At 44.4% G+C, this 25000-nt stretch carries 26 protein-coding genes; 2 read left to right on the top strand and 24 right to left on the bottom strand.

Annotated features, from left to right (window positions below):
* Positions 1–19: 19 nt before the first annotated feature.
* The 8 genes from mreB to ACXAFV_RS03020 form a co-directional block, all read right to left on the bottom strand.
* The gene (gene mreB / locus ACXAFV_RS03055; RefSeq protein ID WP_475124371.1) at positions 20–1039 is read right to left on the bottom strand and encodes a rod shape-determining protein MreB; all 1020 of its coding nucleotides are present in this window, start codon (positions 1037–1039) and stop codon (positions 20–22) included.
* A 577-nt stretch (positions 1040–1616) separates the two neighbouring features.
* On the bottom strand, positions 1617–1877 hold the full coding sequence (spoIIID, locus tag ACXAFV_RS03050) for a sporulation transcriptional regulator SpoIIID (protein WP_032086905.1): 261 nt from the start codon (positions 1875–1877) through the stop codon (positions 1617–1619).
* 514 nt (positions 1878–2391) lie between these two features.
* The gene (locus ACXAFV_RS03045) at positions 2392–3021 is read right to left on the bottom strand and encodes a 3'-5' exonuclease (RefSeq protein WP_475126049.1); all 630 of its coding nucleotides are present in this window, start codon (positions 3019–3021) and stop codon (positions 2392–2394) included.
* Between the two features lie 37 nt (positions 3022–3058).
* Positions 3059–4954: a DUF294 nucleotidyltransferase-like domain-containing protein gene (locus tag ACXAFV_RS03040; RefSeq protein WP_475124370.1), complete on the bottom strand. Its 1896-nt coding sequence runs from the start codon at positions 4952–4954 to the stop codon at positions 3059–3061.
* On the bottom strand, positions 4935–6602 hold the full coding sequence (locus ACXAFV_RS03035; RefSeq protein WP_475124368.1) for a sodium:solute symporter family protein: 1668 nt from the start codon (positions 6600–6602) through the stop codon (positions 4935–4937). Before ACXAFV_RS03035 ends, ACXAFV_RS03040 begins: the two co-directional genes overlap by 20 nt.
* Positions 6603–6766: 164 nt before the next feature.
* Entirely contained in the window at positions 6767–7069 is a 303-nt protein-coding gene (locus tag ACXAFV_RS03030) for a DUF4212 domain-containing protein (RefSeq protein WP_446244635.1), read from the bottom strand.
* A 164-nt stretch (positions 7070–7233) separates the two neighbouring features.
* Positions 7234–7416, bottom strand: coding sequence for a hypothetical protein (locus ACXAFV_RS03025; protein ID WP_475124366.1), 183 nt, complete (start codon positions 7414–7416; stop codon positions 7234–7236).
* Between the two features lie 541 nt (positions 7417–7957).
* Positions 7958–8857: a peptidoglycan DD-metalloendopeptidase family protein gene (locus ACXAFV_RS03020; protein WP_475124364.1), complete on the bottom strand. Its 900-nt coding sequence runs from the start codon at positions 8855–8857 to the stop codon at positions 7958–7960.
* A 232-nt stretch (positions 8858–9089) separates the two neighbouring features.
* Between ACXAFV_RS03020 and ACXAFV_RS03015 the strand changes: the two genes are divergently transcribed.
* Positions 9090–9524 (top strand): VanZ family protein, encoded by a 435-nt coding sequence (locus ACXAFV_RS03015; RefSeq protein ID WP_475124363.1) that lies wholly within the window; start codon positions 9090–9092, stop codon positions 9522–9524.
* A gap of 256 nt (positions 9525–9780) precedes the next feature.
* On the opposite strand, the gene spoIID is transcribed toward ACXAFV_RS03015, so the two are convergent.
* Positions 9781–10794, bottom strand: coding sequence for a stage II sporulation protein D (spoIID, locus tag ACXAFV_RS03010; protein WP_475124362.1), 1014 nt, complete (start codon positions 10792–10794; stop codon positions 9781–9783).
* Between the two features lie 183 nt (positions 10795–10977).
* On the opposite strand from spoIID, the gene ACXAFV_RS03005 reads away from it, so the two are divergent.
* The gene (locus tag ACXAFV_RS03005; RefSeq protein WP_475124360.1) at positions 10978–11550 is read left to right on the top strand and encodes a hypothetical protein; all 573 of its coding nucleotides are present in this window, start codon (positions 10978–10980) and stop codon (positions 11548–11550) included.
* A 29-nt stretch (positions 11551–11579) separates the two neighbouring features.
* Here the strand turns inward: ACXAFV_RS03005 and murA are convergent, their stop codons facing one another.
* The 15 genes from murA to ACXAFV_RS02930 all read right to left on the bottom strand — a co-directional run bounded on the left by murA (position 11580) and on the right by ACXAFV_RS02930 (position 24789).
* On the bottom strand, positions 11580–12890 hold the full coding sequence (gene murA / locus ACXAFV_RS03000; RefSeq protein ID WP_446244641.1) for a UDP-N-acetylglucosamine 1-carboxyvinyltransferase: 1311 nt from the start codon (positions 12888–12890) through the stop codon (positions 11580–11582).
* A gap of 32 nt (positions 12891–12922) precedes the next feature.
* A complete protein-coding gene (locus ACXAFV_RS02995) occupies positions 12923–13672 on the bottom strand; it encodes a YwmB family TATA-box binding protein (protein ID WP_475124358.1) in 750 nt (249 codons plus the stop codon).
* A gap of 460 nt (positions 13673–14132) precedes the next feature.
* On the bottom strand, positions 14133–14369 hold the full coding sequence (locus ACXAFV_RS02990; protein ID WP_475126047.1) for a DUF1146 family protein: 237 nt from the start codon (positions 14367–14369) through the stop codon (positions 14133–14135).
* 378 nt (positions 14370–14747) lie between these two features.
* On the bottom strand, positions 14748–15152 hold the full coding sequence (locus ACXAFV_RS02985; RefSeq protein WP_475124357.1) for a F0F1 ATP synthase subunit epsilon: 405 nt from the start codon (positions 15150–15152) through the stop codon (positions 14748–14750).
* 22 nt (positions 15153–15174) lie between these two features.
* Complete coding sequence (gene atpD / locus ACXAFV_RS02980; RefSeq protein ID WP_175990024.1) at positions 15175–16578, bottom strand: F0F1 ATP synthase subunit beta; 1404 nt, start codon at positions 16576–16578, stop codon at positions 15175–15177.
* A 67-nt stretch (positions 16579–16645) separates the two neighbouring features.
* The gene (locus ACXAFV_RS02975) at positions 16646–17512 is read right to left on the bottom strand and encodes a F0F1 ATP synthase subunit gamma (RefSeq protein ID WP_475124355.1); all 867 of its coding nucleotides are present in this window, start codon (positions 17510–17512) and stop codon (positions 16646–16648) included.
* A gap of 107 nt (positions 17513–17619) precedes the next feature.
* Positions 17620–19128 carry a F0F1 ATP synthase subunit alpha gene (gene atpA / locus ACXAFV_RS02970; RefSeq protein WP_475124353.1) on the bottom strand — a complete coding sequence of 503 codons (1509 nt, stop codon included), beginning with the start codon at positions 19126–19128 and terminating at the stop codon, positions 17620–17622.
* Between the two features lie 27 nt (positions 19129–19155).
* A complete protein-coding gene (locus ACXAFV_RS02965) occupies positions 19156–19692 on the bottom strand; it encodes a F0F1 ATP synthase subunit delta (protein ID WP_475124352.1) in 537 nt (178 codons plus the stop codon).
* A complete protein-coding gene (locus ACXAFV_RS02960; protein ID WP_475124351.1) occupies positions 19689–20207 on the bottom strand; it encodes a F0F1 ATP synthase subunit B in 519 nt (172 codons plus the stop codon). Before ACXAFV_RS02960 ends, ACXAFV_RS02965 begins: the two co-directional genes overlap by 4 nt.
* A 168-nt stretch (positions 20208–20375) precedes the next feature.
* Positions 20376–20588 (bottom strand): F0F1 ATP synthase subunit C, encoded by a 213-nt coding sequence (atpE, locus tag ACXAFV_RS02955; protein WP_044339990.1) that lies wholly within the window; start codon positions 20586–20588, stop codon positions 20376–20378.
* A gap of 68 nt (positions 20589–20656) precedes the next feature.
* Positions 20657–21370, bottom strand: coding sequence for a F0F1 ATP synthase subunit A (atpB, locus tag ACXAFV_RS02950; protein ID WP_475124349.1), 714 nt, complete (start codon positions 21368–21370; stop codon positions 20657–20659).
* Between the two features lie 22 nt (positions 21371–21392).
* Positions 21393–21767 carry an ATP synthase subunit I gene (locus ACXAFV_RS02945; RefSeq protein ID WP_475124347.1) on the bottom strand — a complete coding sequence of 125 codons (375 nt, stop codon included), beginning with the start codon at positions 21765–21767 and terminating at the stop codon, positions 21393–21395.
* A gap of 5 nt (positions 21768–21772) precedes the next feature.
* Positions 21773–21994, bottom strand: a complete 222-nt coding sequence (locus ACXAFV_RS02940; RefSeq protein WP_475124346.1) for an AtpZ/AtpI family protein — start codon at positions 21992–21994, stop codon at positions 21773–21775.
* 411 nt (positions 21995–22405) lie between these two features.
* Entirely contained in the window at positions 22406–23035 is a 630-nt protein-coding gene (gene upp / locus ACXAFV_RS02935) for a uracil phosphoribosyltransferase (RefSeq protein ID WP_172253784.1), read from the bottom strand.
* A 512-nt stretch (positions 23036–23547) separates the two neighbouring features.
* Positions 23548–24789, bottom strand: a complete 1242-nt coding sequence (locus tag ACXAFV_RS02930) for a serine hydroxymethyltransferase (RefSeq protein ID WP_475124344.1) — start codon at positions 24787–24789, stop codon at positions 23548–23550.
* Positions 24790–25000 lie beyond the last annotated feature (211 nt).

Below are 25000 nucleotides of genomic sequence, written 5' to 3'. Positions count from 1 at the left end.
CCAGAAAGTTCCTTTAATGTCAGCCGATTTTTCTGCGTGAGATTTTATCGATGTTCTCAAGCATCAATCCAGTACCGACTGCCACACAGTCCATAGGGTTTTCTGCTTTAAAGACGGGAACCCTCAATTCTTCTGCAAGAAGTTGATCCATACCGTGTAATAGAGCGCCTCCGCCTGTAATGATTACTCCTCGGTCGATGATATCAGCAGACAGCTCAGGAGGCGTTTTTTCAAGAACATTCTTAGCTGCTTGAACAATGACAGCAACTGATTCTTTAAGAGCTCCTTCAATTTCCTTGGAAGTAACGGTGATTGTACGAGGTAATCCGGATACCATGTCACGGCCGCGGATGTTCATCTCGTTCATAAACTCTTCTCCCTCTTCGCGCTTGCTTGAGAAAACCGTACCGATATTGATTTTGATATCTTCTGCTGTGCGTTCCCCGATCAGAAGCTTGTACTCTTTCTTGATATAGTTCAGGATTTCATGATCAAATTTATCCCCGGCCATCTTGATGGACTGGGCTGTCACGATATCTCCCATTGAAAGGACGGCAACATCCGTTGTTCCGCCACCGATATCGACAACCATGTTTCCGGTAGGATTGAAAATGTCCATTCCTGCACCGATCGCAGCAACCTTTGGCTCTTCTTCAAGATATATTTTCTTTCCGCCGCTCTTCTCTGCCGCTTCCCTGATCGCTTTCTGCTCAACGCTTGTAATGTTTGTCGGGCAGCAAATCAAGATTCTAGGCTTCGACAAGAAACCCTTTACATTCAATTTATTGATGAAATGCTTCAGCATTGCTTCCGTTACGTCAAAGTCCGCAATGACCCCATCCTTCAAGGGACGGATCGCGACGATGTTTCCAGGTGTACGCCCCACCATGCGGCGTGCTTCTTCACCGACCGCCAATACTTTATTTGTATTTTTATCAAGAGCCACAACAGAAGGCTCATTTAAAACGATCCCTTTTCCTTTTACATGGATCAGGACATTCGCCGTCCCAAGGTCAATACCGATATCTTTCGCAAACATTTCGTGTTACTCCCTTCTTCAATTCCAGTCATTTATATGTCAGTTAATTGTCAGTATGTAATTACGTTTTTACGATAAGGTAAAACTTGCACCCAATATATTATTTTACCACAAATATGTCGAAAGAACGTATTCTTTGTCAAAAAAATGCATTAAAATTGTTATTTATTTGAAAAATTATTTTGGTTAGGTGTGTTTTGTTACAGGAGTGTAAAAATTAAATGGTCCTACTGGACACCGCAGTTGATTTCCGTGCGAGACTTCGCTTTCCGCGGGCGGTTGGTAAGCCTCCTCGTCGCTACGCTCCTGCGGGGTCTTACCTAACACGCTTTTCCCGCAGGAGTCTTCGTCCTGCACTCCTATCAACTGCTGGTGAAGGGTTTAAATACAATTTTACCTCCATCTTCAATTGTTGACTGAGCGATCGGTCAAATAACACTTCTACATAAAGATCTGTGCCAGGAACAAATCTGCAGTTTTGTTCCTGGCACAGATCTTTATGTAGAACCAACAAACTTTTCACCCCACAAATTAAAAATACACCAAGCGCAACAATGCGTAGCTTGGCGTATTTTGATCAGCTGTGGAGCTCTTCTTTTTTGTACTTTTGCTTTGTGGCTTCTCCACCTCGTAGATGACGAATTGATTTATGATAATCAAGTATCGTTTTCACTTCATTTGCGAGCTCTGGATTAATTTCCGGCAGTCGTTCTGTTAGATCCTTATGAACAGTACTTTTGGACACGCCAAACTCCTTCGCAATGACACGAACAGTTTTCTTCGTCTCCACGATATACTTGCCAATCTTGATTGTTCTCTCTTTGATGTAATCGTGCACACCACTCGACCTCCCTAAATTGGATGTGAGAAGTGTGAAATGAGACTCGCTATATCATCAATGAAATAGTACAGACCGCAATCGGCGGCAGAAAGCTTTATTTAAAGCTGCGGCTTCCTGATCTTACAACGTATGAACAAATTTCTCGGCTTTGTGAAATAGTAGGTTGAAACGATTCCTCACCTCAAACACTCTCTATTTTGATAGGTTTGTATCATTTTATTAGCCGAGGTCTCCATATATGCACAAAAAAGACAATAAGGACAAGGTTTGGAATGAATTTTCTGAAAATGAATGTATGTTACTTATTTTCAGGATGACTCCCACATATTTCAGAGGAGGCAAATCGAACATGGTCTAGGTCATGTAACGCGTGCCTCGCCTGAGCCTGGCTCATTTATAGGGCTTTGAGCCAGGATCGATTGCGCCGTTTTGAACCAGGCTCAATTTACAACACACACATCCGCCTATTCACACCAACACCTCAAACCAAATCAAAAAGCTGCAACACCCTTCAACTCCGCCCCCTGCTGACCCTAAGCAGCTCGCCCCACGTATCGACCTTCCGATCACGCAAAAGCTCCAGCAGCTCCACAAACAAATAAGCCGTCGTCAGTGCATCGTTGACGGCACGATGCCGCGGGTACATCCGGGTGCCGAAAAGCTGAGCATACCTCTCCAGGTCCCGCATGTCATAGGAAGGCGCCAGATAGCCGATGAGGTTCAGCGTATCGATGCTCGGCGCCATGTAAAGGTGGGATCCTGTTCGTTTCAGTTCGCTCTTCAGCACGAGCTCATCAAAGCTAACGTAGTGTCCCGCCAGGCAGTCTGCATGATTTCCACGCAGGAAATCAAAGAAATCACGTATCGCATCGCCAGCTGAGGGAGCACATTCGACATCCTTCGTGTCAATTCCCGTTAAATCGGATATTTCCTGAGAAATAAGTCGATTCGGATTAGAGAATGTTTGAAAGATCATCTTGTCTTTTACGTTATATCCCTCGACTCTGACTGCCCCGATTTCAAGCAGCCGGTCTCCAGCGTTGACACGGAAGCCAGTTGTTTCTGTATCGAAGACGATGAAAGTGATATCCTCGATTGCCCGGTTCATCGGGATTGAATCATATTTCAAGGGACACGTCATTTTCTTTTTAGAAAAAATGAATGGAGTCACTTCCCTTCTATGCTAGTGAGTAATGGGCGAGCATCATGTTCTGGAATTCCCTGATCGTTTTTACGCTGTTGTAAAGGTTTTCTTTTTCCCTTGTTGAGAGGGTGGAAAGCTGTACGGTATCTCCCTGTTTATTGCGCTTCAGCTCCATGTAGAGCTTCATCACTTCCTCGAACGCTTCCGTCAAGTCATCGCCAAATCCAGGGGAAATCGCCCCTTTTTCCGCCAGGAACGCTATTTTCTCCAATGTGGATCCTGACAGATTCCCATGAGCGAGATTCAGGATTTGCAGTGCATGATGAAACGGGAAAAGGATCTCTTTTTTCATAGAAAATTCCTTTCGCTGCATCCCAAGCAAAGAGCGGATCGATGAATGCAGGACGGGTACAGGTTTTGTCTTTTCAACCTGAGCCATCCTTGCCAGCAGAATTTTCGAGTTCTTTAATTGGCGGTCAAGGGCACTAGTGAAAGCTTCATGAAGCTTTCCATCCCCCTCTGTGAACCTGAATGAAAAGAAATTTTGAGCCTTTAACAAGGTCTCTTCAGAAGAGCGGACAGACCACCGCCTCACTCTTTCCTCCCACTGATCCAGACTGCCCCTCCACGCGGCCTCAGAGGCCATCATCTTCCCGTCACAGCGTCTCAATCCGGCTTCCTCAAGCTTTTTCACTACTTTTTCTGTAAACAGCTTGAAATACTCCTCGGACTCCTTTCCTTCCTTTTCATAAACAAGGAAATGATCCTGGTCGGTCAGCATGAACTGTTCTTTCCTTCCCACAGAGCCCATTACATAAAAGGCAAAGCTGCATGGCTTGGTCCTTCCCTCATCATTCAACTCGTCTTCTGCTTCTTTCAGCACTCTTCGATACAAGCGATCTAAGAGCCCCGACATAAAATCAAGTATATGAAAGACAGGGGCATGCGCTTTCCATAAATGATGAAAGACCGATTCGATCGTGGGCTTTATTTTATCGAGGGGGAAACCTTGATCTTCAATCTTATGAGTGCTCGTCAACGCACCGGTATGATTCGCCTTCATCACATCGTACAGGGTGACGATCCCCACCAGCTTGTCTTTCTTTATTACAGGAAGATGCTTTATTGAATGGTCCAGCATCGCAGCCAGTGCTTCGTACAGGTATGCATCCTGACCGATCACAACAGGATCCGATGTCATCCCTTCCTTCACCCCACTGGTCAGGGGAATGTTCCCTGCGATGTATCGGGAGACGATATCCCGTTCAGTAAGGATGCCCGCAATCCTTTTATTTTCAAGCACCACAACCGAACTCACCCGATATGCACCCATGATATGCGCCGCTTCCTTAAGCGAGGCTCCGCTGTCTACAGTGATCACGTTATCAATCATGATATCTTTCACTCTTTTTAAAATGGTGGAGCGTTCTTGAAGGCCATAGGATGCGCCAACCTGCTTCGATAGAGAGTAATAGATATCCTGGAGCCGCTTAGACGTTTCATTCAATAAAAAGCGCTTCAGGTGCGGATCTTCCCAGTAGCCTTTCAAGCTGCTGTATGGGACGAGGCAAAGCAGGCTGTCTTCTTTTGCTTTGACCTCAACGGATGCATAGACGCCTTCATCCACTTCTTCTTTTTCCATAAAAGAGTAGAGCGAGGAAAGTCCGACGATTCCTCCTGCTGAAATGACTTCCAGCACTTCTTCCTTTCCATCCATTTCTTTCGGGACGTTCACCTCTACTTCTCCATCAATGACAAGGTAGAGGCCGCTGCGATTTTCATAGCTTTTCAGAAGCGTCTGGCCCTTGCCAGCGGCCGTTTTTTTACAACGGTAAAAAAGGGAAAGAGCTGTACTACGCTCCATCCCCTTAAAGAAGGGATGAAGCAGTACAGCTTCTTGAAAAGTATGATCAGGATTTGAAGTTGACATCATCGTCCACCCAAATATCCCCGTTTTTGAATGTCATTTGCTCCGGATAACGAAGATCCGTCACTTCATCCTGAAGCTTTTGGTCTGGCGCCTTCGTCATTAGCGATACAATGATATTCGCAAGGAATCCGGCTGTAGCTCCGAATACACCCGCTCCTGTATCGATGATGCCGAATACGTTGACTCCTGCCCTTGCCATGAAAATATACGTGAGCGTAACGCCTAATCCGACAAGCAGCCCTGCAATAACCCCTTGTGCGTTCGAACGTTTCCACCAAACCCCAAGGATGAGAGCCGGGAAGAAAGTTCCGGACGCGAGCGCAAAGGCCCACGCAACGATCTGGGTAATAACACCCGGAGGATTCAGCGCCACTAATCCGGCAGCAAGCGTTGCAAGTACAATCGTCCAGCGGGCTACAGCGAGACGATTCTTCTCCGTCGCATTCGGTCTGAATACACGGTAATAAATATCATGAGCGAATGAAGACGAAATCGCGATCATCAATCCGCCGGCAGTCGATAATGCCGCTGCCATCGCACCCGCTGCAACAAGTCCGATGACGAATACGCCAAGATTTGCGATTTCAGGCGTCGCCATGACGACGATATCATTCGAAATGACGATTTCTTTCCATTGCAAAATGCCGTCAGCATTCGTATCCGCTACCTGAAGTTTTCCTGTATCCACCCAGGAAGCCGTCCAGGCCGGCAGTTCACTAATTTTACTGCCTGCAACCTTCGTCATTAGGATAAAGCGCGAGAAGGCTGCATAAGCAGGTGCCGATAGATAAAGCAGTCCGATGAAAAGAAGTGCCCATGCCCCGGACCAGCGAGCCGCCTTCATCGTGGATACCGTATAGAAACGGACGATGACGTGCGGAAGACCCGCCGTACCGGCCATCAATGTAAACATAAGCGCCAGGAACTGCCACTTCGTCCCGTTCGTAAACGGGGCAAAATACTCTGAGACTCCCAGTTCCCGATCAAGCTCCCCGATCTTCCCGACCAGTTCACCGTATGAAATCCATGGAGCCGGATTCCCCGTAATCTGAAGAGACATGAAAATGATCGGAATCAAATAAGCAATAATCAGGACGATATACTGTGCAACCTGAGTCCACGTAATCCCCTTCATACCGCCGAAGGCAGAATAAAAGGCGATAAGCACGACCCCGATCAGCGTTCCGACTTTGGCGTCGATTTCAAATAGGCGTCCGATAACGACTCCCGAACCGGAAAGCTGCCCAATCGAATAGGTGAAACTGATGATGATTGTACAAAGTGCGGCAATGACGCGAGCCGTATGACTGTTGTAGCGGTCCCCGATAAATTCTGGAACCGTATATCGCCCATATTTACGAAGCTGCGGTGCCAGCAGGAATGTCAGTAATAAGTAACCGCCTGTCCACCCCATTATGTAAGCTAGTCCATCATAACCAAGGATCATGACCGTACCGGCAAGCCCGATGAATGAAGCTGCACTCATCCAGTCGGCTCCGATGGCCATCCCGTTGAAGACCGGTGGCACACCGCGTCCGGCAACGTAGAAATCCGATGTCGCTTTCGCTTTGTTATAAACTGCTATCCCGATATATAATGCAAACGTTGCAAGAATAATAGCCGTTGACACAATAAACTGTACATCCATTAACCGATTTCCCCCTTCTGTCTGCTATTTCTTTTTTTAAATAAGCAATCACGGAGTAAGCCGTTTCTGCGAACGAATTGGCAGGACCTTCATGCTTCCGCTATCAATTAATCGTTTAACAGAGCCTATCTTTAAAAATAGATTCTATAAAGTTCTCATTCATATTAATGATCAAGCGTCTTCCCATAACTCACTTGCTCATTCTTGCTTTCATCAATCCCATATTTCCGATCGATGCGGTCAGATACGACGGCATTCACATAAAGCAGGATGATAAAAATCAGGATCGATCCTTGAGCCCCCATGAAATAGTGGAATGGAAACCCATTGATCGTAAACGAAGATAAGCTTTCAGCAAAGAACACCATGACAAATGAGCTGATGAACCAAATGACAAGGTATAGGGCCATAAAACGATTTTTCTCTTTGAAATACTGATCCGCTTTAGCACGGTCAATTTTCTTCATAAATATCCCCCTTTTTTATCAAGGCTCTTTTCGCAAACGTTGTAGCTTTACACACTCGGTTCAAACCAATTTTTTTAAAAATCGAATTCGAAAAGAGCACGTGTCCACACTAAGTTAAGAATTCTATTTGACCTACGAAAAATCAGACATCTATAAAATCTGATTTATCTAAGACTGAAGATAAACTTCACTGTTTCAAAAAACGGCATTGGGACAAGTGCGATCTGAACAATAAAATAAACAAACATGGATAAGAACGGCAATACTAAAAAAACGGCCCTCTTTTTCTTTACTGCGAAAACGATGCTGGCCCCTGTGATCAGGAGCAACACGATGAAATAAAGCAATCTTTCACCTCCCATTGTGTAAACGCTGCCATAAATAAATATTAAATTTTCTGAAATTTTATTCGTGACCTCATTATCATTTATGTGGAAAAGCTTTTTCAATAAAGAACTTCCGACAAGGACTCCTAAATTAGGATAAAAAATTCTTCAACTATTTTATAAATATAAGAATTTTAATAAAGGTTTTACGTTATATTGTTAAACGCCTGGTTAGAATATTCTACTGACATAATGTAGGTATGTCGATTTTAGTCGAAACTTTTTTTAGTTATCGCTTTTAATCACCGCTTATGATTTCTGTGCAAGACTTCGCTTTCCGCGGGTGACCAATGAGCCTCCTCGTCGCTGCGCTCCTGCGGGGTCTCACTTAGTCACATCTCCTGCAGGAGTCTTCGTCTTGCACTCCAATCAACCGCTCGAACCGATAACATACTACGGTTGTATCTGTTGTTTTGTAATCATCTTCACTTACTCGAGAATCTTTTTTAGAAAAAACTTAAACGCAAAAAAACTGACCAGCATCTGCCGGTCAGTCCGTTTATTATTCTTGTTCTTCTTTACTTGTATCAGCGTTTGATTCAGCATCTTGATCTTCTGCATCTGCATTAGACTCTGCGTCATTTTGCTCTGCGTCAGATGGGTTCGCGTTCTGCTTTTCTTCAGCCGCTCCACCTTCAGCATTTTCTTCTGCTGCTGCATCTTCTTTCGCTGCATCCTCTTGTGCCGCTTCTGGCTGATCGCCGGAAACCTTCTGCTCATCAAGCTTTGCTTCTTGAAGAGTGGCAAGAGATTTATTGAAATAGTTGATTGGATTGACTGCTACATTGTCTTTGCGGATTTCAAAGTGTACGTGTACACCTGCATCTTCATTGAATAAAGATTTTCCAGCTTTTGCAATTGCTTGACCTTGATCCACGACATCCCCGACAGCTACTTCAAAATCTTTGACTGATTGGTAACGAGTGACAATACCCTTACTGTGTTCGATTTCGATTGTGTTGCCCAGTAATGAATCTTCCTGAACCTTTGTGACTGTTCCACTCATGGCAGCAAGTACGTCGAATTCTTTTCCATCCTTCGAGATATCGATCCCTTGGTTTGGATAGTACATGTTGCCATACACGACTAAAGCGGCTTCCTGTTCTTCGGCAGAAGCTTCAGCATCGTAGAAGTTTTTTTCGATGACTGTGTCTTCCGGACTTGAAACAGGCATTACGAAGTTTTCCAGTGAACGGTTGACTTCTTCAGCAGGCTGATTGAACTCGTTATCAGTAGGAACATCATAGCTGTAATCCTCGGCATTTTCGTTCGCATCATTTCCTGCTTGGTACCACAGAATTCCTGTGATAATGATTGCTGCACTTGCTAGATAGATTGCTGGGTATGCCCAACGTCTTTTCAAAAATTTTGGAGAAGTGTATTTCTTTTCTTCCTCTCTCATTTTCATCACCTCAGCAATCATTCTGAACAGAATTCTGAAAATATATACACAAGTCCAAAAAAATTTTTTAATTCTTATCTTTCGACAAACCCTAATGAAATATGTATGGAATCAGAAACTTTTTTCTCAAATCTTCATAGAACTGCAATATTTATAGGGTGGCTGTACCTTTTCACATGATACAATGAGTAAGTATTTTTATAATTTACATGAATTGAAAGGACGATAGACTGTGAAAACATTGCTTAAATACGCTCTTACAGCTGCGCCTTTTCTATATATGATACTGATCTGGATTCTGTCCAGCAACCCGGATGATGCGGTCATCCGTTTTCCTGATAACGATTGGGACCGGTTGATAAAAGAGTCCCTCCATTTAATTGAGTTTGCGATTCTTTATGGGTTGTTTGTGCTGGCACTGCTTGCAAACGGGATGCTTCGCTACTCATTCAATTTCACTGTGGCGTTGATCGCGATCTTTTATGGATTCGTCGATGAAATCCATCAATCGTTCGTTCCGTACCGTTCGGCTACGATGATTGATGCAGCGAAGGATTTGATCGGGGTGACGATTCTGTTCTGGGTTGTGAACCGGACGTATTTCAGGAGTACAGGTCATGTGGTGACGAGATATATGAAGAGGATTGAAGGGTATTTTACCGCATAAAAAAAGATGGATTTCCCGCAAGTTTGGGGAATCCATCTTTTTCTTTGGGTTGGATTTGGGGCGTGTACCAGGTACAAATTTGGCTATTTGTGCCTGGTACAATTCCGGCTTTTGGTGCCTGGCTCAGTATCACTGTTAGGTGCCTGGTACAAACCGGGCTAGTTGTGCCAGGCACAAAACCATCGATCTGTGCCTGGCTCAAAACTGCCAATCTGTGCCTGGCACCAGAGGATCAGAACAATCCCTCGACTAGATCCTATCGCTGCGCCGTCACCTTCTGCAGCAGCTTATCTGAAGTCGTGATTTCCACTCCTTTATAATAGTGGGTCACGATCTCTTTATAATCCTTGCCTTCCTTCGCCATCCCATTGGCACCATACTGGCTCATGCCGACTCCATGGCCGTAGCCTTTTGTCGAGATGACGATATGGTTGTCTTTCAGGTACCAGGAGAAGTCAGAAGACTTCAGTCCGAGCATATCTCTTATTTGACGGCCAGTGAATGACTTGCCGTTTATATCGACATTTGCTACTCGTTTTCCTTCCGTCCGGGAAGTGATCGTGCCGACAGAGCCGTCCTTCGATAATTTCACACCCAGTTTTTGCTCAAATTCCGTTATCGGGATGATTTTTTGATCCGTGAACTTCGGTGAGTTCTCATCCCATGGGCTTTTCACACTCCGAAGATATGGAATTTCATTTTGCCAGTAGGCTTCTGAGTTTTCCGTGTATCCGTTGCTCGTCGAGAAGAACGCAGCTGTGATCGGTTTGCCTTCGAATGTCAGGACCTGCCCCTTAGTCTCCAGGACCGCTTCCGAGATCTTTTCGAGCTTCCATTCAGCGTCTGCTCCCCAAAGGCCAGCGAGCTCCGATGGATTCTTGAATACTTGGTGGTCAATCGTATCGGTGACATCCGCTCCCTTTGGAAGGGATGGGTCTTCCGTCATCATTTTGTTCACAATGAATGTCCTTGCCGCGAGCGCCTGTGCCTTCAACGCTTCTTTTTCAAAATCTGCAGGCATTTCACCAGCCAGTACCCCTACTACGTACTGCTCTAATGGCAGCTTCTCGATCACTTCCTTGCCTGACCGGTAGACAGCCACCTCGACTGAATCCGCGAGCTCCTCGATTCCGGGAGCGCCCTCCAGTTTCTCATTTAAGTTGGTTTGTTCTTTGTCCGATGAAAATGGGAGCACAAGCAGAGTGGGTACGATAAAGATGATGCAAATGAAGATTGAGAAGACGATCAGTACTGGTTTTAAATGCGTCATGTTCGCTGCCTCCAATGAAAGATTAAATAGGAGAGTGCCTGCGCACACTACTCCATTCCTTTTCATATGTATGGTAGTGGACAAGCTTTTATGATTGAAATTTGTTTAAAGATTGCTTTGTTTTTATGGACACCACAGTCAGTTTGCGTTGCGGATGGAGAGTTGAAAATAAAAGGATGAAAGTTGATCGTAAAACGTGAAAAGTTGAAAATAAAACGGTCAAAGTTGATCGATAAACCGGTAAAGTTGAAAATATCCATTCTTATGTATCCCTTAAATCGTGCTTTAGGCCAGGACCAAGCGCCTCCCAGACGATTATTTTTCAAAAACCAGGATCTTTTTTTCAAAAAACACGTTTTTTTATCAAAAAAAGCTTTTTATTTTTCAAAAATTAGCATTATTTTTCCAAAACAACCTCTGCCTACACTCATTATTGCACCCCAAACCCTAAAATCATACGGTCACAGATCCTCAACAAACACCAAGAACAGTTTTATTATCAAAAAAGAACCTTTTATTATCAAAAACACAAATATATTATCAAAACCCAGTAACTTATTATCAAAAATCCGATTATATTATCAAAACCCTTATACACCGCATTTCCGACCTAACATCCAGGCTGCCGCCTGCTTATACTCGGCCTCAGCACCTGTACCAGCCACTCTACCCGTCGTTCCGCCGCCAAAACTCAAGCTGGAACCAACTCCACAATCCCAGGCCACACAAAACAAAAAAAGGCAAGCTCCCCAATAAAGAAAGCTTACCATTTTTAAACCTATATGTTATGCGTCTTTCAGCATGCTTTGTTCTGAAGCAGCTGCATCTGTTTCTTCGATTTCCTTGACGCGCTCGATGTCTGCACCGATGCCCGCAAGTTTCTGGTGGAAGTTTACATAGCCGCGATCCAGGTGCTTCAGTTCGGTTACGCGTGTGTAGCCGTCAGCTACAAGACCAGCGATAGATAAAGCTGCTGCTGCTCGAAGATCTGTGGCAGCTACTTCTGCTCCTTGAAGCGCAGTTGGTCCCTGCATGATCACAGAACGGCCTTCAATCTTGATGTCTGCTCCCATGCGGCGGAATTCTTCCACGTGCATGAAACGGTTTTCGAAGACTGTCTCTGTGAGTACACTTGTACCCTCCGCTGCAAGAAGAAGAGCCATCATTTGAGACTGCATATCCGTTGGGAAACCAGGATGAGGCATTGTTTTGATATCGACAGATTTCAGTTTATCTGGACCGATGACACGCAGACCTTCTCCTTCGTCAATGATGGTTACGCCCATTTCTTCCATTTTTGCAACTAAAGATGATAAATGTTCAGGAATCGCACCTTTTACAAGGACATTCCCTTTTGTGATGGCCGCAGCCACCATGAATGTTCCCGCTTCGACACGGTCAGGAATGATGCTATGTTCGACACCGTAAAGGCGTTCAACACCCTCGATGCGGATCGTTCCAGTTCCTGCGCCTACTACGTTTCCACCCATTTTATTGATAAAGTTTGCTAAGTCGACGATTTCAGGTTCTTTTGCAACGTTCTCAAGGATTGTCGTCCCGTCAGCCAGGGCTGCTGCCATCATGATGTTCTCAGTGGCACCCACGCTTGGGAAGTCCAGATAGACCTTTGCACCTTTCAATCTTCCGTCGACTTCTGCTTCGATGAATCCGTTACCGACCTTTACTTTGGCTCCCATTGCTTCGAAGCCTTTCAAGTGCTGGTCAATTGGTCTTGAACCGATGGCACATCCGCCTGGCAGTGCCACACGTGCTTTCCCGGTACGCCCTAGAAGAGATCCCATTACAAGAACGGATGCACGCATCTTACGAACATATTCGAATGGGGCTTCTACAAATAACTCCCTTGATGCATTAACGACAACTTCATCATTATGGAACTCAACATCTGTATTTAAATGACGTAATACTTGATTAATCGTATATACATCGGAGAGTGGTGGTACATTTGTAATTTTGCTTTTTCCTTCACTAGCTAATAATGTAGCAGCGAGAACAGGTAAAACGGCATTCTTTGCTCCTTCAACTTGCACAGTACCGCTTAAACGCTGACCGCCGCGGACGATAATTTTTTCCAAGAGTATTCCCCTCCGCGTCCAATTTCTCTATATTAATATTCAATCGTCAGGATGGGTGTGCCAAGAACAAAGGTTGTCTTGGTGCCCATTCCACTTTTCCGTAGACCCAGTTGTATATTCATTTCGCTATTTTTTGTTGGTATTGACCGTGACATTTGCTTCGAGTAGGCGGAAACGGAATGAAAGTCTTCTTCTTTCAGTGATTCCGTTTCGGTTGCGTCAAGAATCGACATCACTTCGACAGCCTGATTCGACAAAACTTTCTCAAGCGTATCATTGAATTCGCCTTTTATACAAGAGAAAATCAAAGGTTTAGTAGTAAAAATGATTTCCATGTTTGGGATATAATGTCTCTTGAGATATCGTGATGTTTTTTCTCCCAATGATTCCTGATTTCCTCGGATCTCATACATAATGTACGAAATCGAATGCTCACTTCCTGGGGTATGTTGAAGTTTAATTGTTTCTTCCCCGTGAGAAGTCTTGCGAGTCCCCACAACAATTATTTCTTCGCCCTTATCTTCTGTGACCCATTCAAAATCAGAAAAAGTTTCTTGCATATTCTTACTATATTGGGCAAATCCTTTATTCGTGAAGCTTTTTACGTTTTCTCTTGCATATAGAGACCATTCAGTTACTTCACCGTTCGTTTGAGAGATAGCGTGATCAAGCTTTTCGATGTCTAATAATTGATTGGCTTCGATAGTGTTCTTCCCATTTATGATAGGCAGGAAACCTAATCCAACAAAAAATATTAACAAAATGTAAAAATACCGTCCCATTTTACATTCCTCCCCTTAGGTAAAAGTCTTTCCTATACGGGAGAGAACATACTTCGAAAATGTCGTCATCTTTTTACAATTTTTTGTTTGGGCACTATCTGTATGCAATTGAAGTTGATCTGCATCGTGTGAAGAATTTACAGATGATTTTGCGTGAGAAGAGGTTTGAACCTTTTTCACAATATGACGCAGAGAGCATTATTATGTCAGAGGAGAAAACGATGTTCTTTACACCTCCGGCTCATCTCTACCGGCCATCTATGAAAACGGATTCAACTTGAAACTTTTTCACAAACATGCAAATACAAAATTAATCTTACTCAAAACATGCCTGAAAGAAAACATGCAGGAAGTCCTATTTTTTGTAAAAGAATTGTATTGATTTTTTAATCTGTTATGCTCTATCCTATCTTTCTCCTTAAACACAGGTCTTGATCGGCTTTATACTGCGAAAAAAGCCTTATTGAAAGAACGCTGGCAGCTGCTGTGACCACAGATAATAATCCAGCAGGAATCGGCTGACGGCTGACCCGATCGCGATTGTCAGCAGGATGAATAAAAGCCTGCCTTGAGCGACACGATTCTTTTTCAGTAATTTATCAAGCTGAATTGCCTGCAGCGACCAGAATGTTACCGCGAACACAAATAAATGCACGAGCATACTGATCAATGCCTGTTGGCTGAAGCTGTCCACCATACTGTTTCTCTCCAATCAATAAAAATTCCACGCACATAGCCCATTTTATCATACACACGCCGATACGGGATAATGAAATTGTAGCAAATGACGGAATTTTTTCATTCCCCTGTCCACCGCCCGGATTTCTTCAAAAATTCCGAGTATCTACTTATTATATGTGTGCTTGAAAATAAGTATGTCCTTTAACGCATCAGCGCACGCTGGGACGGGCTTTTAGCGCTGTGAAGCGGTACGGGACGGGCTTTCAGCACTGTAAAGCGGTACGGGACGGGCTTTCAGCGCTTTAAAGCACGCTGGGACGGGCCTTCATTCTCATAAAACTCATGCCCTAAATCAAAAAATACCCTCTCCAACCAGGAGAGGGTGTTTTCTTTATTAGAAGTTACGTTCGGAAACGTTAATTCTGTTCATGGCACGCTTAAGGGCAAGTTCGGCACGACGGAAGTCGACGTCATCCTGCTGTGCCTGCATGCGGCTTTCAGCACGGCCTTTTGCTTCTTTCGCGCGTTGTACATCGATAGCTTCTGCTGTTTCAGCAGTCTGTGCTAGAATTGTCACTTGTTCAGGACGTACTTCTAAGAATCCGCCACTGACAGCTACAAGCTCAGTGTTACCGCCTTTATTCAGGCGTACCGCACCGATTTGTAGTGGAGCAACCATCGGAATGTGTCCAGGTAAGATCCCAAGCTCACCGCTTTGAGCTTTCGTGCTCACCATTTCCACTTCTGAATCGTACACTGGGCCATCGGGAGTGACAATATTGACTTTTAATGTCTTCATTTTCTTCCCTCCTGGTCCCTAATTATACCTCTACGCCCATTTCTTTAGCTGCAGCCAATACGTCCTCGATCGGACCTACTAGACGGAATGCATCTTCTGGAATGTGGTCGTATTTACCGTCAAGAATATCTTTGAATCCTTTTACAGTGTCCTTCACTTGTACGTAAGAACCTTTTTGGCCTGTGAACTGTTCTGCAACGTGGAAGTTTTGAGATAAGAAGAATTGTACACGGCGAGCGCGTGCCACTGTCAGCTTATCATCATCAGAAAGCTCATCCATACCAAGGATGGCAATGATATCTTGTAATTCTCTATAGCGCTGTAATGTTTGTTGAACATTACGTGCAATTGTGTAGTGCTCTTCTCCAACAATTTCAGGAGAAAGTGCACGGGAAGTTGAAGCCAATGGATCCACCGCAGGGTAGATACCCATCTCAGAAAGCTTACGCTCAAGGTTCGTTGTTGCATCCAAGTGAGCGAAAGTTGTTGCAGGAGCCGGATCCGTGTAGTCATCGGCAGGTACATAGATCGCTTGGATCGATGTAACGGAACCAACGTTCGTAGACGTGATACGCTCTTGCAGTTGACCCATTTCAGTAGCAAGTGTCGGCTGGTAACCAACGGCAGATGGCATACGGCCTAGTAGGGCAGAAACCTCTGAACCTGCTTGCGTGAATCGGAAGATATTATCGATGAACAGAAGTACGTCTTGACCTTGCTCATCACGGAAGTATTCAGCCATTGTAAGCCCCGTCAAGGCAACACGCATACGTGCACCAGGCGGCTCGTTCATCTGTCCGAATACCATCGCTGTTTTCTTGATAACGCCAGAGTCGCTCATCTCGTGGTAAAGGTCATTACCTTCACGCGTACGCTCTCCTACACCTGCGAATACCGAGATACCGCCGTGCTCTTGAGCGATGTTGTTGATAAGCTCCTGGATTAATACGGTTTTACCAACACCGGCACCACCGAATAGACCGATCTTACCACCCTTGATGTATGGAGCAAGTAAGTCTACTACTTTGATACCTGTTTCAAGAATTTCTACTTCTGTAGAAAGTTGATCGAATGTAGGTGCTTGTCTGTGAATCGGATCGCGACGGATACCTGCTGTAAGCGGCTCGTCTAAATCGATTGATTCACCAAGGACGTTAAATACACGACCTAACGTTACATCCCCTACTGGTACAGAGATTGGCGCTCCTGTATCTAGTACTTCGGCTCCACGTTGTAAACCGTCCGTAGAAGCCATCGCGATCGTACGTACAGAATCATCACCTAGGTGAAGGGCAACCTCTAATGTAAGTTCAGCTCTATCTGCAATTTGGACCTTTAATGAGTTGTAGATATCAGGAAGTTGGCCATTGGCGAACTTGACATCAACAACGGGACCCATTACTTGAAGAACGTGTCCTTTGTTCATCTCTTTCCCTCCTAACTAGCTTTTGACGACAAAACTATGGTTTTACCGGAATTAACCGGATACGTTTCTATTCCAGTGCAGCTGCTCCGCCGACGATCTCCGTAATTTCTTGGGTAATCGCAGCCTGACGTGCACGGTTATATGAAAGTGTAAGGTTATTAATGATGTCTTTTGCGTTATCGGTTGCATTCTTCATTGCTGTCATACGAGCTGCGTGTTCACTCGCTTTACCATCAAGTAAAGCTCCGTAAATCAAGCTCTCGGCGTATTGAGGAAGCAACACTTCAAGAATTTCTTCAGCATTCGGTTCAAACTCATATGAAGTCAGACTGCTGGAAGAAGCTTCAGATTCAAGGTTTGTCAAAGGCAGAACCTTTTTCTCTGTTACATCTTGTTGAATCGCACTCACGTAGTGGTTGTAGTACATGTACAGCTCATCATAAGCACCATCAGAGAACATGCTCACTGCTTTGTTGGCAATCTCCTTGATATCTGCAAAGTTAGGCTGATCCGGTAAACCTACAATACCTTCTACGACGTTATAGCCGCGCTTTTGGAAAAAGTCTTTTCCGACACGACCAAGTGCAATAATCGCAAATTCGTCTTCTGAGCTGTGACGCTCTTTAATCGCATTACTTACAGCACGAATGACACTGCTGTTATAAGCCCCCGCCAAACCGCGGTCAGACGTAATGACCAAGTAGCCGGTTTTCTTTACGGGGCGGGAGACTAGCATCGGATGTGTTGCATCAGTGCTGCCCAGGGAAATAGATGCGACTACTTCTTGAATTTTTTCCATGTAAGGAACGAAGGACTTAGCGTTCGTTTCCGCACGGTTCAATTTCGCAGCAGATACCATTTCCATTGCTTTCGTAATTTGACTTGTTTTCTTCGTAGACGTAATACGAGTTTTAATGTCGCGTAACGATGCCACTGGTTCTCACCACCCTTTTAAAATGTTAGCCATCAGATTGAACGATCATGGTCATCACTTATTGAAGCCGGTGTCCTTTTTTAAAAGAAACACCGACCTATAAGCGATTACTCAGACTTAGCAAATGTCTTCTTGAATTCTGTGATCGCTGCAACCATTGCAGCGTCTTCAGGAAGACCTTTTGTCGTACGGATATGATCTAACAGTTCAGTGTGGTTGTGATCTAACCAGCTTAGGAATTCACCTTCGAAACGGCGAACGTCCGTTACCGGAATATCATCTAAATGACCTTTAGTCAATGCATAAAGGATCATAACTTGTTTTTCGACTTTAAGTGGTTTGTTAAGATCCTGTTTCAGTACTTCTACTGTACGAGCACCGCGGTTCAGTTTCGCCTGCGTTGCTGCATCAAGATCTGATCCGAACTGAGCGAATGCTTCAAGCTCACGGTAAGCGGCTAAGTCAAGACGCAGTGTACCAGATACCTTTTTCATCGCTTTGATTTGTGCGGATCCACCAACACGGGATACGGATAAACCTGCGTTGATCGCCGGACGAACACCGGAGAAGAACAGGTCAGATTGTAAGAAGATCTGTCCGTCAGTGATGGAGATAACGTTTGTCGGGATATAAGCAGAGATATCTCCTGCTTGTGTCTCAACGAATGGCAGTGCCGTGATGGAACCGCCGCCTTTTGCATCGCTTAATTTCGCTGCACGCTCAAGTAAACGGGAGTGCAAGTAGAATACGTCACCAGGGAATGCTTCACGGCCTGGAGGACGGCGTAGTAATAGGGAAAGCTCACGGTAAGCAGAAGCCTGCTTGGAAAGATCATCATACACAACAAGAACGTGCTTGCCGTTATGCATGAAGTCTTCACCCATTGTGATACCGGCATAAGGTGCCAAGAATAGCATTGGAGCCGGTGAAGCAGCGGATGCGGTTACAACGATTGTGTAATCAAGAGCACCGTGCTTACGTAATGTTTCTACTGCGTTACGTACAGTAGATTCTTTTTGACCGATCGCAACATAGATACAGATCATGTCTTGGTCTTTTTGATTTAAGATAGAGTCGATCGCAACAGATGTTTTACCTGTTTGACGGTCTCCGATGATTAATTCACGTTGACCACGACCGATCGGTACTAAAGCGTCAATCGCTTTGATACCAGTTTGAAGCGGCTCGTGTACGGATTTACGATCCATAACACCAGGTGCTCCACTTTCAATTGGACGAGTCTTAGTTGTAGCAATTGGGCCTAAACCGTCGACTGGTTGTCCAAGTGAGTTTACTACACGACCTACCAGTTCTTCTCCTACTGGAACTTCCATGATACGTCCAGTACGACGAACCTCATCGCCTTCACGAATGTCAGTGTATGGTCCGAGAATGATGATACCAACGTTGTTTTCCTCTAAGTTTTGTGCCATACCCATGACACCGTTAGAAAATTCAACAAGCTCTCCAGCCATGACATTGTCGAGGCCATGAGCACGAGCGATACCGTCACCGATTTGGATAACTGTACCTACATCGCTTACTTTCATCTCAGACTGATAGTTTTCAATTTGCTTTTTTATCAGCGCGCTGATTTCTTCCGCCTTGATGCTCATGAATTTCACCCCTCATTTATACGAAAGTTAACGAACTAGTTCACGTTCAAGACGATTCAACTTCCCTGCAAGGCTTCCGTCAAAAATACGGTTGCCGATTTGGACCTTAAGTCCGCCAAGTAAGTTCTCGTCTGTCACATTCTCAATTCTTAATGATTGTTTGCCTACTTTTTTGGCAAATGATGCGGAAACGGCTTCTCTCTCATCTTCTGTTAATGGACGTACTGAATAGACCATTGCTTCTGCGATTCCTCTTTCTGCATTCGAAAGTTCGATGAACTCATTTGCAACACCTTCCACCTGATTGATACGATGACGATCAGTCAGAAGTAAAAGGGTATTCAGAACTGCTGCAGAAGCGGATGAGAATGCTTCCTTTATAAGTCCCTTCTTTTTATCCAAAGAAAGCTTTGGATTGCTGAGAAGGATGTTAAGTTCTTTGTTTTGTGTAAAAACAGATTTCACTACGCGAAGCTCTTGTTCAATCGCTTCTAATTGGTTCTGTTCTTTGGCAATTTCGAAAAGAGCTAACGCATAGCGTTTTGCGACTGTAGAGTTGCTCATCGCTCTTCTCCTGCCTCTTTAATGTAGTCATTGATTAATTTCTGTTGATCTGCTGCTGAAAGTTCCTTCTCGATCACTTTAGAAGCGATCATCACGGATAATGAAGCAACTTGCTCACGCAGAGCAGTCATTGCCTGCTCTTTCTGAGTTTCGATTTCACGTTTAGCAGATTCTTTCAGGCGCTCACCTTCTTGACGAGCGGCAAGAATGATCTCTTCACGCTGCAAATCGCCCTGCTTCTTAGAGTTTTCAATCAGCGTTTGCGCTTCTTGACGAGCCTCTTTAAGAAGCTGACGTTGTTCTTCTAAGTGCTTGCTTGCTTCAGCACGGCTCTGTTCAGCCGCTTCGATTTCGCCTGCAATATGATTCTCACGCTCCTGCATGATGCCCATCAAAGGACCCCAAGCAAACTTCTTTAAAAGCGCAAGTAAAATCAAAAACATGACAAGCTGGAAAAGGATATCTCCACCGTTGAAGCCGCCACCAGCTCCAAGGACAAATGCGTTTGTTAGCACGCGATTTCACTCCCTTCAAGAGTCAATACTTTCTTTTGAAAAGCATGTAATCTAACGGCAAGTTCTTGCCTGGACATTCAAGATCAGTCGTCCATTAGACATGGACATAAAAGGAATGGCGAAGGTTCTTTTGGAAGGACTTCGCCATTTTGAACTCAAGACTTGCTATTATTGACCCATTACGATGAATGCGATAACTACCGCGATGATAGGAATCGCCTCTACTAGTGCAACCCCGATGAACATTGTTGTTTGAAGCATACCACGTGCTTCCGGTTGGCGAGCCATACCTTCAACTGTACGAGATACAATAAGACCGTTACCAATACCTGCACCAAGTGCTGCTAAACCAATTGCTATTGCTGCTGCTAAAAGACCCATTCTAAATTTCCTCCTTTAAATGTATGAAAAATGTTAGTAGTTTTGTTCAATTTTGAACAGGGTATATATTAATGGTCGTGGCTGACTTTATGAGCCATATAAACCATCGTTAACATAACGAAAATAAATGATTGGATCGCGCCGACAAAGATTGAGAAACCTTGCCAAACGATCGTCGGGATGATTGCTCCCAGTAGTCCGGCTGCCCCGGCGTGCGCCAAGCTTCCCACCAGTAATGCAAGCAGGATTTCCCCGGCATAGATGTTACCGTAAAGACGAAGACCAAGTGTCAGTGTGTTGGCAAGCTCTTCAATAATCTTCAGCGGGAATAAGAACGACATAGGTCTGAAGAAATCTTTACCGTATTCACCGAAGCCTTTCATCTTGATACCATAGTAATGCGTTAACGCGACAACCATGACTGCCAGTGTCATCGTGATAACAGGATCCGCTGTTGGTGATTTCCACCATAGCTCGTGGTCAATGACTACCGAAAACGGAAGCCCAAGCATGTTTGAAACAAAAATGTACATAAGCAAAGTAAGTCCAAGGATATGGAAACGACCACCTGTCTTCCAATCCATATTACTCTTCACAATGTTTTTGACGAAGTCCATGACCCACTCCATGAAGTTCTGCACTCCGGTTGGTTTCATGGCCAGTCTCCGAGTCGACAGAACGGCTATCAAGAAAACAACGGCACTCGCCACCGTGATCATCAATACGTTCGCCAGGTTAAATGTTAACCCCAAAAACTCGGCTGTAGGATTTTCATGATGCAATGAAATTCACCTCTCTTCCCCGCTAATTATGAGATTTAAGCTGCTGGGTAAAATAATCTATCATAATGACAACATAGATTGTCATTAATCCAAAAATGACGCTCAGGAGATGAAGATGTTCAGGATATTCCATTGCAATGATCCCTGCAAAGGCGGCCCCCGCCATCCGTGAAAAAGTCCCCAAAGACCGAACCTTCTGTCCAGCTGCGACTGCATCACCAAATCGTACGGTCCTCCTCATGATTAACCAGTGGCTAAACATACTGATACTTGTCCCCACAATAAGCCCAAGAAATATAGACTGATAGGAAGTAAAACCCCAACCGAGGACATATAAGGAAAGGAGGAAAAATATGTACTTACGATGCCTGTTAAACACTTGCTGAAGTTCTGGCATTTACATTAATCTCCCGAATTGAAATGTTGGACCGTTCGGAGCATGGTGTAGATTCCTGTTGAAAGCCCAAGGAGTAGTCCAATGATTAAGAAAAGTGGTGTGGTACCCCATATTCCATCAAGCCATCTTCCGCCGAAGATCCCGATTAAAATGGACCCAACTAGCTGGGAAAGAATAGCAGAATATAAGACCATCGCTTGATACGGGCGTCGGTTATCCTGACGCATTTGGCATCCCCACACATTTTATTTAGTGGAAAAACACAGTGATTGGTTAAATGAAAGAAAGCCGTTTTCACTAGTGTTCAAGCATTGTGAAAACCTTATCATTTTATACCCTTTGTAAGCATACAATAGGGGCATTTCCATGTCAATGCGTTCAAGTTAAAAAGTTCACAACCTCGCCACGTGTTCCCGAAACGTTCACATTTTCATCATAATTTGCAGAAAACTGGTGAATATTGCACTTTTCACTCAACATTCATCGCATAGAAAACCATTCACACAATCTTCATTATAAAGAAGTTCCTTTTTACTAGAAACCCTACAATATAATGTAAATATATCCAATTGGATTTAGAGGTTATAAAAAATATAAAAACCCGGATCATCCGAAGATAAGCCGGGTTCGTGTATCCCTTATTTTGTTCCAAACAAACGGTCACCAGCGTCCCCTAAACCAGGAACGATATAGCCTTTTTCGTTCAGCTTTTCATCAAGAGCCGCAATATAGATGTCTACATCCGGGTGCTCTGCCTGAATGGCTTCGACCCCTTCAGGACATGCCACTAAACACATGAACGTGATATTTTTCGCACCGCGTTTTTTCAACGAGTTGATTGCTTCAACTGCAGAACCGCCCGTCGCAAGCATCGGATCAACAAGAATGAATTCACGCTCTTCGACATCGCTCGGAAGCTTTACGTAGTATTCGATTGGTTTAAGAGTCTCAGGGTCACGGTATAACCCAACATGTCCAACTTTTGCTGCCGGAATCAATTTAAGGATCCCATCAACCATTCCAAGACCTGCACGTAAAATAGGAACAATCCCTAATTTTTTCCCTGTAAGTGTTTTTGCATTCGCTTTGCTTACCGGTGTGTCGACTTCGATGTCTTCAAGAGGCAATTCGCGGGTGATTTCAAATGCCATCAGCGTTGACACTTCATCAACTAGCTCGCGGAATTCCTTCGTACCTGTGTTTTTATCACGGATAAACGTTAACTTATGCTGGATTAATGGATGATCAAATACATATACTTTGCCCATTCGACTCTCTCCTTTTGATTTCGATTTTATGTAAAAATTGATAGATACTGTTTTACACCTTTGACTATTGTACATAAAAGAGGTTTTAAGAGCAATAAAAGTTGGGAGGTGTAATGAAATCGTTATTTTTTATAGTGAAATTTTGTATGGAGCCCACAAATGAAGATAGGATTCTTTATACCGCTTTTGATTTCCGTGGAAGACTTCGCTTTCCGCGGGCGGTTGGTGAGCCTCCTCGTCGCTGCGCTCCTGCGGGGTCTCACCTAACTCGCTTTTCCCGCAGGAGTCTTCGTCTTCCACTCCAATCAACCGCTGAAATCAACTGAATCATAGTATAGAATTTTAAATTGGAACTACTTTAACCAGCTTGTTCCATTTCCATCTATTTTTAGAATCTAACTAACCTGTCTGAGCAACCACAATCGTAATTATCTGCATCCCTATAAATCTATTTCCCTCATAAAAAAACCTCCCCAAAAGTTCAAGTCTTTCGAGGAGGTTTCTACTATTTATTATCTTTCTGGATATAAAGCAAATTTGCTTGTTAGGTCTGTTACACGTTTGCGGGCTTCTTCCAGCTTTGTTTGGTCTTCGTGATTTTTGAGGGTAAGGGCCATGATGGACGCGATTTCGTCCATTTCTTCTTTTTCAAAACCACGGGACGTGACGGCCGCTGTTCCGATACGGATACCGCTTGTGACGAATGGGCTTTCCGGATCGAATGGGATGGTGTTTTTATTGACGGTGATTCCGATCTCATCAAGGACTTTTTCTGCGATTTTACCAGTCAACCCAAGTGAACGAAGGTCGATCAGCAGAAGGTGGTTGTCGGAACCGCCAGATACGAGGTCGATGCCTTCTTTTCCTAAGCTCTCACCAAGACGGGCTGCGTTATCGATGATCGATTGAGCATAATCTTTAAAATTATCCTGCAGCGCTTCGCCGAATGATACAGCTTTCGCAGAAATGACATGCATCAAAGGTCCGCCTTGGAGTCCAGGGAAGATGGACTTGTCTATCTTCTTGCCGAACTCTTCTTTACAAAGGATCATCCCTCCGCGAGGACCGCGCAATGTTTTGTGAGTGGTTGTCGTCACGAAGTCTGCGTAAGGAACCGGGTTCTGATGAAGACCGGCAGCCACTAGACCTGCGATATGAGCCATATCCACCATTAGGTAAGCTCCCACTTCATCCGCGATTTCACGGAATTTTGCAAAGTCGATCTTTCTAGGATACGCACTTGCACCCGCTACAATCAATTTCGGCTTGTTCTCCAATGCTTTTTGACGAACATCTTCATAATTGATCAGGTGGCTTTCCTTGTCGACTCCGTATTCTACGAAGTTGTACTGGATTCCACTGAAGTTGACCGGACTTCCGTGCGTCAGGTGTCCTCCGTGTGAAAGGTTCATCCCAAGAACCGTGTCACCTTGCTCAAGGATTGTGAAGTAGACTGCCATATTGGCTTGCGCTCCTGAGTGAGGCTGCACGTTCACATGCTCCGCTCCGAATAACTTTTTCGCACGATCTCGCGCTAAGTTTTCCGCAACATCGACATGCTCGCACCCGCCATAATAGCGACGACCTGGGTACCCTTCTGCATACTTGTTCGTGAGGACCGAACCTTGTGCTTCCATAACGGCTTCACTGACAAAATTCTCAGATGCAATTAACTCGATTTTCGTACGTTGACGCTCTAATTCATCTTGAATCGCTGCATAAATTTCCGGATCTTGCTTGGCAATCTTACTCATACATATCCCCCTTTTATTCATCGGCCCATTCTAAGCTGCGCCATCTTGATTCATTCAATCTCATTCTATCATGATTATGGAGAACGCGAAATAATAACGTGTGGGTAAATTGGAATGTTCGTGTTTTAGGGGAAGCGTGAGAAAAAGTCAGCGGCTGATTTGGACACCTCGCACACAAGTAAAAGGCCCGTCCCTCGATGCGTTAAAGCAT

The sequence above is a fragment of the Rossellomorea sp. ABR4_012 genome (assembly GCF_056159545.1).
The sequence above is the reverse complement of the archived record's forward strand: the minus strand, read 5'-3'. Positions and strand labels throughout refer to the sequence as shown.